Annotated in this window: 10 protein-coding genes; 8 read left to right on the forward strand and 2 right to left on the reverse strand. The window is 41.8% G+C overall.

Annotated features, from left to right (window positions below):
* Both E1163_RS29670 and E1163_RS29675 read left to right on the forward strand, forming a co-directional pair.
* The coding region (locus tag E1163_RS29670) for a DUF2306 domain-containing protein (protein WP_221418108.1) at window positions 1–585 on the forward strand (585 nt) is incomplete at its 5' end.
* Window positions 582–1,313, forward strand: a complete 732-nt coding sequence (locus E1163_RS29675; RefSeq protein WP_155177337.1) for a M15 family metallopeptidase — start codon at window positions 582–584, stop codon at window positions 1,311–1,313. The genes E1163_RS29670 and E1163_RS29675, both read left to right, overlap by 4 nt.
* A gap of 406 nt (window positions 1,314–1,719) precedes the next feature.
* Here the strand turns inward: E1163_RS29675 and E1163_RS29680 are convergent, their stop codons facing one another.
* Both E1163_RS29680 and E1163_RS29685 read right to left on the reverse strand, forming a co-directional pair.
* Complete coding sequence (locus E1163_RS29680) at window positions 1,720–3,045, reverse strand: T9SS type A sorting domain-containing protein (RefSeq protein WP_155177347.1); 1,326 nt, start codon at window positions 3,043–3,045, stop codon at window positions 1,720–1,722.
* A gap of 102 nt (window positions 3,046–3,147) precedes the next feature.
* Window positions 3,148–3,750 (reverse strand): Crp/Fnr family transcriptional regulator, encoded by a 603-nt coding sequence (locus E1163_RS29685; protein WP_155177349.1) that lies wholly within the window; start codon window positions 3,748–3,750, stop codon window positions 3,148–3,150.
* 1,190 nt (window positions 3,751–4,940) lie between these two features.
* Between E1163_RS29685 and E1163_RS29690 the strand changes: the two genes are divergently transcribed.
* From E1163_RS29690 to E1163_RS29715, 6 genes are all read left to right on the forward strand, one after another.
* Complete coding sequence (locus E1163_RS29690) at window positions 4,941–5,879, forward strand: DnaJ C-terminal domain-containing protein (RefSeq protein ID WP_155177351.1); 939 nt, start codon at window positions 4,941–4,943, stop codon at window positions 5,877–5,879.
* A gap of 18 nt (window positions 5,880–5,897) precedes the next feature.
* The gene (locus tag E1163_RS29695; RefSeq protein WP_155177353.1) at window positions 5,898–6,272 is read left to right on the forward strand and encodes a hypothetical protein; all 375 of its coding nucleotides are present in this window, start codon (window positions 5,898–5,900) and stop codon (window positions 6,270–6,272) included.
* Window positions 6,273–6,327: 55 nt separating this feature from the next.
* Window positions 6,328–7,158, forward strand: a complete 831-nt coding sequence (locus E1163_RS29700; protein WP_185156262.1) for a universal stress protein — start codon at window positions 6,328–6,330, stop codon at window positions 7,156–7,158.
* 178 nt (window positions 7,159–7,336) lie between these two features.
* Window positions 7,337–8,089, forward strand: a complete 753-nt coding sequence (locus E1163_RS29705; protein WP_155177358.1) for a nucleotidyltransferase — start codon at window positions 7,337–7,339, stop codon at window positions 8,087–8,089.
* A gap of 3 nt (window positions 8,090–8,092) precedes the next feature.
* On the forward strand, window positions 8,093–8,839 hold the full coding sequence (locus E1163_RS29710) for a metallophosphoesterase family protein (RefSeq protein ID WP_155177360.1): 747 nt from the start codon (window positions 8,093–8,095) through the stop codon (window positions 8,837–8,839).
* A 214-nt stretch (window positions 8,840–9,053) separates the two neighbouring features.
* Window positions 9,054–9,824: CheR family methyltransferase (locus E1163_RS29715; protein WP_155177414.1), on the forward strand; the 771-nt coding region annotated here is incomplete at its 3' end.

Consider the following 9,824-nt stretch of genomic DNA (forward strand, 5'->3'; position numbering starts at 1 on the left):
TTGATGATCAATATTACCATCCCCTATTTCGCTTTTGACGATAAAGTGGCCTTTTTGAGGATCAAACAATGGATTATCCATAATGAGATCTGGAAGGGAGCCTTCTATACGCATGTCATTACCAGTTGCTTTTGTTTGATTGCCGGCTTCACGCAATTCTCAGGTAGGCTGCTCAGCTCTACCCCTAAAATACACCGGGCTATGGGTTGGCTTTATGTAGCCGTTATTCTGCTGTTTGCCGGCCCTTCCGGTTTGATTATGTCTATCTATGCCAATGGAGGTATGTTTTCTCAGGCAGCTTTCATTACACTCAGTGTCTTATGGATACTTTTTACATACAAAGGGTTTAAAACGGCTGTAATGGGTGATTTCTCTGCCCACAGGAAGTTCATGATCAGAAGTTATGCCTTGACCCTGTCTGCCTTAACCCTGAGGGCCTGGAAATGGGCGATAGTGCTTGCATTCAGGCCACAGCCTATGGATGTCTACATGCTGGTGGCCTGGCTGGGATGGGTGCCCAACCTTTTGATTGCCGAATGGTACATACGCAGTAAATTCAAACACTTCAAATTGACTTTTAAATGATCAGATATTTTTTAGCGATCTTAACGCTTCTCATACTGGCCTGCACTCCCAATAAAAAAGATAGCGAAGAAACGATTCCCGAACAGCCGAAAGAAGAGGAAGTGATTGTAAAGCAAGATACCCTTGAAAATGAGGAGGTTATAAAGAAAAAGGTTATAGAGAAATCAAAGCTGTATGACTCCAGCTTTGTAAACCTGCAAAAATATGCGGATGGTTTTTCTTATGAAATGAAGTATGCTACGGCAGATAATTTTCTGAAAAAGAAGGTCTACCCATGCGCCGAATGCCTGGTAAGAAAAGAAGTAGCCGAGGCCTTGATTAGTGCCAATAAAGCTTTGCAGGACAAGGGTTTCAGAATAAAGTTCTTTGATTGTTACCGCCCGCTGGACGTTCAGAAAGCCATGTGGGAGATATTTCCAAATGCCAAATATGTCGCTAACCCTAACACTTCGGCATCCATACACAACAGAGGCGCTGCTGTAGACATCACCCTGGAAGACCTTAACGGCAACCAGCTTGACATGGGCACTGATTTCGACTTCTTCGGTCAGGAGGCTCACCACGCTTATACCAACCTCCCTGATACCGTATTGGCTAACCGACAACTTCTAAAAACCACGATGGAAAACAATGGCTTCAGAGCCATTACCACAGAATGGTGGCACTACAGCTTCAAAAGCAAATACCGCTATGAGCCTTCCAATTTCAAGTTTGAGTGTGGGAAATGATGAAGGGGGCATTCAGAGCCTTTGCTAACGTAAGACCCGCCGTTGGGCGAGCAGAATATCCACCGAATAGCTTTTCCCAATCAATACTATATATAAGCTGAACTCAGCCCCAACGGGGCGCTATCTATCCAGCAAAAGGTGCAGCCTTTTGTAACCGTAGGCATCCAGTCGAAAGGCCAGAAAGGCTGGAATTACCACCCCTGGCGATAGCACCTACTGACATTACTGCTGAACATAAAGCTTTACCAAACTTTCGGAAGTTTAGTAAAGCCCTGTTTAGTTCTGTTCGCAAAAAGCTCTAAACACCTTTCAGTAATAGGTGCGCATAGAGTAACTCCATTTATCAAACTCAGATGTACCTATAGCTACAAGGTCTTCGGTTCAATAACCTTTAACACTACTTTTGCTAGTGAACCATAAGTTTTCCACTTGCCACTTTATTATTAAAAACTATATGGTAAATGTATAAGCCAAATGGCAAAGTGCTAATGTCCAACTGTTCTTCATTTCTCATTTCTGTCTTTAGCACGAGGGTACCCGATGAATCCCATATTTCCAACAGGCCGCCCTCTAACGAAGCTGGATTAATAAATGTAATATAATTTGAAGCAGGGTTAGGATATACCTTTGCATTGCCTTCCAAAGTCTTTTTGCTTGATAAAATCAGGTTGCTGGAAGAATAGTAATATTTCACTTCCCTGTATTGCTCATCCTCCCGGGTGTCAAAATTTAAATCGAATAGTTTTTTGGTTATAAGTTTATGATGATCAAAGGAAGGGATATGTCTGTCTTGAAAGTAAGGTAGCAATAAGGCATCCTTCGAAACTTGATAATCGAACGTCAACCTTTCTTTCAATAAGGAGTCCCAGCCCTCAGCATTCAGATCTCGCGATACGATGCTGTAGTTGTCGAAGTTATTATCATCATCGTAGCCGTAGTATTCTCTTGTGACTAACTCCCAGTCATTATTGTTCCATTTAGAGCCTGATACCAGATACAGCAGCCACTCACCATAAGTGTATAAGTACCATTTCTCCTCTGAAGGTATCCATTGAAGGTTTTCTTTATCCCACTTCGACCGGGTGACATAATGGATTTTATCATTGATATACTCATATTCAATTTTCTCTTTAAGCACCCATTCCTGAGAGGTCTCCTGATACCAAAAGAGGCTGTCGACCAGTGCCACGCCTTCGTCACTATAATGATACCTCCATTTTTCTGCAAAAAGCCATTCCTCCGCCTGCTGCTTGTACACATATCTTAAGGATTGCTTCAATTGATTACGAATATCGTAAGAGTACTCCTCTTTTAAGTCATTTTTCCAATTAGCATCTGAGAATATATAACTTTGATAACCAGATAGTTTCCCGTCTGGGTTATAGACAAAACTCTCTTTCATAAGCTTGTCCCACTGGTTTTGCCCGGCTGACCAGGAGGACAGCACGTATTGGTTCAACTGGAAATCAATGTTGTATTGGTAATGCTCCTTCCTGAACTTCTCATCCCATGTATTGTCGCGCTCATTGAAATTGTATTCAATTATGCTGTCCAGTTTTTGCAATTCTTCGTCTTGTTGACGATCAGCCTGAGCAGGCTTATTAAAGCCTTCTATGGACGTAACTCTTTCGCGCGGAGAGATTTTGGCTGAATTATTTGTAAAGGCACCCTGCCCACATACCGCCAGGCTCAGCATGGTACCTGCAAGTAAAGTAGGAATTCGCTTATTCATTTAATTTATCTGTTTGTGTGATCTATTAAATGCAAAGCAAAAGCATTTATGCCTAGCAAAAGTTACCTCAGGATAAGTTTTCGAAGTTTTTTGAAAAAACTTTTAGCAATGTAGCTTTTTCAGGTTTCTTTTCTCTCTGCTGTATTGCTGAGGGGTCATGTTTAAATAGCTGGCTAAAAATTTGTCAGGTGTGCAGCCTGTTAAGCCTTTGGAACGTTCTACACTTTCATGGAAAAGACGAAAGCGTTTTGAAGGATTCCGATACTGCAACAGGAACATGCGGTTTTCTCTGTCAAGCAAAATATTCTCATGGATTTTATACATGAGGTAGCTGAATTCATGACTTCTGATTACAAGATCTTCCAGGTCCTGCTTTTCCATATAGAGCAGGTCCACATCAGTAATAGCTTCCTGCACTTCAATGGAAGGGCTGCCTTCTATGTAACTTTTAAGGCTGTTAAAAGGAAAGCCACTGGGAGTAAGGTTGGTGGTGATGGTCACATCGTCATCATACACAAACTGGTGAACTACACCTTTAATCACCACATTTGAGCGTGTTTCTATTTCTCCTTCTCTTAAAATGCACTCCCCTTTTGTGTACGATTTTTGTCTGATAAACCGGCTTATTTCGCCCCAAAGTTCATCACTTACAGGGCTGATATTATTTAGGAACTCAAATAGCACCTGGTGTTCCAGATTACTCATGGCAGATGTTTTGCAGCTTGTTTTCCGCCGCAAGATAGAGAAAAATTATTTCCTGACCGGCTTACGGTGATACTAATCTGCCATTATCATATTTCCTTTGGCTATTGACTAAATTTATGGGATATAACCCCATATTATTCCCTTCCCCGTCCTTGCCCCCTGACAGACCTTTTGCTACATGTTTTTTCACCTCTGTAGTGTTAATTGCGTAGCATTGGTGGCTGCCGGTGAACGCTAGCCGTCAGTAATATGCTTAGGTTCAATAATTTACAAATCAATATACAGAATCCCTGCCTGCACCGCCTGAGGATTCCAGCTCTTCTTCCCAAAAGGCACTGTTCTTTTGAAGTTCAAAAATAATATATGCAGGGGAAGAAACGAACATTAAATGTAGACTATTCTACAGAAAACGCACTAACTTTTATCTCTGGACTAGCTGATTGGTTTGATAGGCACAAGATTGAACAACAGGCAAGGTAAGCCATGTTTGTCCGACACAAGTCCTCACTTAGAGGTTTTGATTTTCTCAATTATCTTATGTTTGCCTAGCAAAAAGGAAAAACCCGTGGCCTTCGTAATATGTGTACTGATTTGCAGTAGTCCTTTCGTATTCAAATGAAAAAACTATCTCTTTATTAGTGTTTTACAGAAAAAGCTGTGGTCTTTTAATGGTGTACCTGTTACAGCAAACAAATCAAAAAAAGCCAAAAACCAGCGATGCCAGGCACAAAGAATTCAGGGGCAAGAGTATGACTCACCTCATATGTATCGAATGTCAGCACCGAGAAGGTTCCAGCCGAAAGAATTAAGGCATTTATGGATTGCGGTTGGCCGTTAACAAGTTTGATAAAGGGAAACCATATGCAAACCTGATAAATCACTTGGCATATTCGAAGCTATATTGTTTGGACAACGATCTTTTTCAATTAGACGCAAAAAAGGCAGAACGATCAACTATAAAATGCTTTTGTTATTAACCTGACGGCTATAGTCCCAGACAGCCACCCACTATATCCTATGTGTATGTACTCTTCCAATAATTTTGCACTGCCAAGCCGATACTTATTGGAGATGATATAAGTCATTTTTCCTGTTGACAAACATTATTGCCAACGACAGATAATAGTAACTATATTTAACTCATTGATGATTTGGTTTGTTATTATTATTAACAGGCATATGGCTTAGCTATGGAGTACAAGGACTACTATAAAATACTGGAGGTTGACAAAACAGCATCTGCAAGCGATATTAAAAAGGCTTACAGGAAATTAGCAGTAAAGTACCACCCCGACAAGAACCCCGGAGACAAAACGGCGGAGGAGAAGTTTAAAGAAATAGGTGAAGCTTATGAAGTGCTGAAAGATCCGGAAAAGAGAAAGAAGTATGATCAGTTAGGCAGCAACTGGCGACACTTTCAGGAATCTGGCGGCCAGAGTGGTGATTTTGATTGGTCAAGATATGCTTCAGGTTCCGGATCTCAGGGATACACTTACTACCAGGGCGACCCTGGAGATATATTTGGCAACACTGACTTTTCCGACTTCTTCGAAACTATTTTTGGCGGTAGTAGCCGGGCCACGGGTGGCAGGCGAAGGCAACGAACACCATCCGGTCGTGATTTGCATGCCGATCTCCACATCAGCCTGGAAGATGCCTTTCATGGCGGACCGAAAATATTCAGCATCAACAATGAAAAGATAAGGATAAAACTGAAACCCGGAGTAAATGACGGGCAAACCCTCCGCCTCAAAGGCAAAGGCGCTGCGACCGTGCCGAATGGCCCCAAAGGAGACCTTTACCTTAAGATCATTGTGAACCCACACCCCTTGTACCAAAGAAAAGGCAGTGACCTTTACCATGACTTGGCCCTAGATATTTATACAGCCATTTTAGGTGGCAAAGTCAATGTAAACACGCTGCATGGGCCGGTAAACATTACCATACCTGCCGGAACAGCCAATGGCAAAGTACTCAGAATAAAAAGCAAAGGTATGCCGGCCGGCGAAACCTATGGAGATTTATACCTGACCATTAATGTGCAAATACCAACACAACTGTCAGAAGAAGAGCGAGAACTGTTTAAAAAGCTACGAGCCTTACGAACACAAGATACTTATGTAAGTTAATTTAAAATCCGCATAACCATGGAAATATCAATCACATCATTAGACAGAGTACCGAGCGACAACGCTGTTATACTGCGGTTTCTCGAAGCCCTTAACGATCACGAGTTGAGATACTATGCGCAGGATTGGATGAAATCGATCGGGTATGATAACACGGATGAACTTAATAGCGCAATTTCACCACTGATAGACGCGATGAACAGCGTGCATATAAGCACGTCCGAAAACATAAAACCTATATACAGGTGTAGCAATGGGAACATTTACAGAGACTGGAAACTTTCACGCCTGGGCCTAACCTATCTGGCTTTAAATGCACCACATAAAACAAAGGAAATCAGCGAATTACAACTCAGGATATTATCAAACTATTTCAATAAAGACAGGCCGTAACAATTTAAATTTACACGCCTGCCCCTATTGTTCCGAACCCTTAAAACTTACAGCCATGCTCAGAATATTGATGCCCATAGATTTCTCCGACAGTTCTTTAAATGCCATGGCATATGCCGTACAAATGACCAAAGCCTTTCATGCCACACTGGTATTAATGCACATTGTAGAGCCCATTGGTGGTGATGCTACCATGTTTGTTGATGATCATATCATTACAGAAGAGCGTGAAGATGCATTGAAAAAGCTGGAAAAGCTTAAAAATGAGCTTGATGATATCAATAACCCTTATATTGAAACCTTGGTTTGCACCGGGTTTCCCGTGGATAAAATACTGGCCACCGCCAAAGAACAACAGGTATCGCTGATTGTAATGGGTACCACGGGGACAACCAATAAATTTGAAGACTTTTTGGGAAGCAACACCTACAAAGTGGTAAAAAACGCCAATTGTGCTGTAGTAACCATACCGTTAGAATCCAAAAAGTTCGACATCAGGAAAATTGCTCTTGCCGTAGACCTTCATAAAAAAGAAAACATTCACCTTTTAACTATTTTAAGACATTTTTTGAGGCATTTCAAAGCCGAGATCTTCTTTCTTCACGTTACTAAAAACGACCATGTTTCCCTGGAAAGCGACGCCCACTCTGATGCTGTTTTATGGCTTGCCGAAAAATTCAGGGAGTTTGAGCATAGTTTCGTAAACCTGTCGTCAAAAAACGTAGCCAACAGTATCAATGAATACGCTTTGAAAAATGACATTGATATGTTAGCGTTAAGTCCTGAAAGTCACAATATCTTTGGCCTGATGTTTAAAGGCAGTACTACGCGAAACCTGGTGCTTCATAGCCATGTACCGGTACTTACACTTCCCGCCGACTACTGACAAACCTCGTAAGATATTGTAGATTTATCTTTACAAATTTGAGGAATTGGCCTATGCTATTGTAGCGTTTTTAAAAGGATTCCATAGCAAAATTCCCTCAAAACAGACTGTATACAACAGTTTTACCCGTCCGGCATGAATTTTTCTACACATCAATGGTAAAGCAAAGCACTTACTTATGGCCAGCAAAAAGGAGCAATCAAAGGCAAAGCCGGACGCTAATCAATTTTATTCCGAAGCTTTGAAATTAGTAAAAGAAAGTGGCATCGATTTTATGCTTGGTGGCGGGTTTGCCGTGAGCCACTACACTGATATCCATCGCGACACCAAGGACCTGGATATCTTTTGCAGACCGGAAGACAGCAATAGTATTCTTCGTTTTTTCTCAAAAAAGGGCTTTGGCACGGAGTTGACTGATGTAAGATGGCTGGCCAAAATTTTTAAAGATGATATCTACATTGATATTATTTTCGATACACCCAATTACATCTGCACTGTAGATGATACCTGGTTTAAGTTTGCCTCAAAGGGAACATTCCAGGGGGAATCTGTTTTGTATGTGCCCGCAGAAGAGCTGATATGGTGCAAAATATACGTACAGAACAGGGAGCGCTACGACGGTGCCGATGTAAACCACATCATATTGAAATATGGAAAGAAGCTGGACTGGAAGCGGGTGCTGGCACATTTTGAAAAACACTGGCATCTCTTGCTGGCCCAATTGCTGAACTTTCAGTTTGTCTATCCAGCAGATTACCCCGAGATCGTACCTCAATGGCTGTTTGAAGAGCTCCTGAGCCGGGCAGGGCGCCAATATGATCAGCCCCCTTCGGCCATCAAAGTCTGTCGCGGCCCCATAATAGACCAGACGCAATATGCCGTAGATATCAAGGAATGGGATTTCAAACTTTACACCATGAAAACTGTATAAATTATGGCTGAAAAAAGAAAAAAAATAAAACTAGCTGCAGTTGGAGACATCCATACCCGGGAGACAGATAAAGGGAAATGGAGCGAACGGTTTAGGGAAATTTCTGACGAAGCAGACATTCTTTTGCTCTGCGGAGACCTCACTGATACTGGCGACGAAGAAGAAGCTGAGGTACTATCTGGCGAGCTTAAGGCCTGCACTATCCCGGTGATAGCCGTATTAGGCAACCACGACCATGAAAAAGGCCGGCAAAAGCTTATTCGCCAGATTATTCAAAACGAAAACATACATGTACTGGAAGGAGAAGCTGTTGTAGTTAAAGGAGTTGGTTTTGCCGGTGTAAAGGGTTTCGGAGGAGGTTTTGACAACCATATGCTCTCCATGTTTGGTGAAGAGGCCATGAAGGATTTCGTACAGGAAGCAGTAGATGAAGCACTGCACCTGGACAGGGCACTGGCACGACTGGATGCCAGTGAAGAAAACCTAAAAAAAATAGCTGTACTGCACTATGCTCCAATCAAAGACACTATCATAGGCGAACCTGAACCAATATACCCGTTTTTAGGCTGCTCACACCTGGCTGAGCCTTTGAACAGTAGAAATGTGGATGCTGCTTTTCATGGCCATGCTCATGCCGGGACGCTGGAAGGCAAAACACGATCAGGGGTTAAAATCTTTAACGTATCTGAGCCAATTCTATCCAAAGAAGGTTATAAAAAGCCTTTTTTCATTTATGAGATAGAGCCGTAACTGCTTTCTTAATCAGACTATCAAATGCCCTAGTCCGTATCACTGCCCCGGTATGGCGAAATTTCAGCGAGAGAGAATACATTTTTAACTATTTTATTACATACGACTGTTTTCGATTGTGAATACTAAATTATTTACAATTAATCCTGCTTTATTTTGATAGTATAGGCTTGAAGCTAATATGCCTTAAGCTATAACCTGATCAAATATAAAAATGGAGATAAATATTGCGAATGAATCCAATGATGATATTGAACTGGAGCTACTATTGCAGGCGATACATCGCAAATACGGGTATGATTTTTCAGAATATTCGAGAGCACACGTTAAGCGCAGGGTACTCAACCGGATTACCTCATCGGGACTGAGTTCTATTTCACACTTACAGGAACAAGTGCTTTATGACAGGGAGTTTGCCTCTCAGTTGCTCAAAGACCTCTCCATCAATGTAACTGAAATGTTCCGGGACCCGGGATTTTATATTGCCTTGCGCGAAAAGGTTATAGAGCTGCTCAAAACCTGGTCTTACATAAAAATATGGCATGCGGGCTGTTCTACTGGTGAAGAGGTTTACTCCATGGCCATTTTGCTCAAGGAAGAGGGACTTTATGACCGGGTGCAGATCTATGCCACCGACTTCAATCAAAGCGCACTGGACAAAGCACGTGATGGTATATTTCCTACTAACCTGATCAAAAAATATTCTCAAAACTATATTAAAGCCGCCTCTAAAGGTGCCTTTTCAGACTATTACCTGGCCCAATATGACCATGCCATTATGGACAAACCTTTAAAGACCAATATAGTATGGGCCCACCATAACCTTGTTACTGACAATAATTTTGCGGAAACCCAAATGGTAGTATGCCGCAATGTATTAATATATTTTAACAGGAGACTGCAAAATAATGTACTCAGGCTGTTTTATGATAGTCTGGTCAATGGCGGTATTCTCTGTCTGGGGAGTAAAGAAGGCTTGCATTTT

This window comes from Fulvivirga kasyanovii, from assembly GCF_009711405.1.
GTDB classification, from domain to species: Bacteria; Bacteroidota; Bacteroidia; order Cytophagales; family Cyclobacteriaceae; genus Fulvivirga; species Fulvivirga kasyanovii.

Bases quoted from the DNA above. Each gene is read 5' to 3' on its own strand.
- E1163_RS29710 (WP_155177360.1), top strand. From the start codon at position 8,093: ATGGCTGAAAAAAGAAAAAAAATAAAACTAGCTGCAGTTGGAGACATC.
- E1163_RS29675 (WP_155177337.1), top strand. From the start codon at position 582: ATGATCAGATATTTTTTAGCGATCTTAACGCTTCTCATACTGGCCTGC.
- E1163_RS29705 (WP_155177358.1), top strand. From the start codon at position 7,337: ATGGCCAGCAAAAAGGAGCAATCAAAGGCAAAGCCGGACGCTAATCAA.
- E1163_RS29680 (WP_155177347.1), bottom strand. From the start codon at position 3,045: ATGAATAAGCGAATTCCTACTTTACTTGCAGGTACCATGCTGAGCCTG.
- E1163_RS29695 (WP_155177353.1), top strand. From the start codon at position 5,898: ATGGAAATATCAATCACATCATTAGACAGAGTACCGAGCGACAACGCT.
- E1163_RS29700 (WP_185156262.1), top strand. From the start codon at position 6,328: ATGCTCAGAATATTGATGCCCATAGATTTCTCCGACAGTTCTTTAAAT.
- E1163_RS29685 (WP_155177349.1), bottom strand. From the start codon at position 3,750: ATGAGTAATCTGGAACACCAGGTGCTATTTGAGTTCCTAAATAATATC.
- E1163_RS29690 (WP_155177351.1), top strand. From the start codon at position 4,941: ATGGAGTACAAGGACTACTATAAAATACTGGAGGTTGACAAAACAGCA.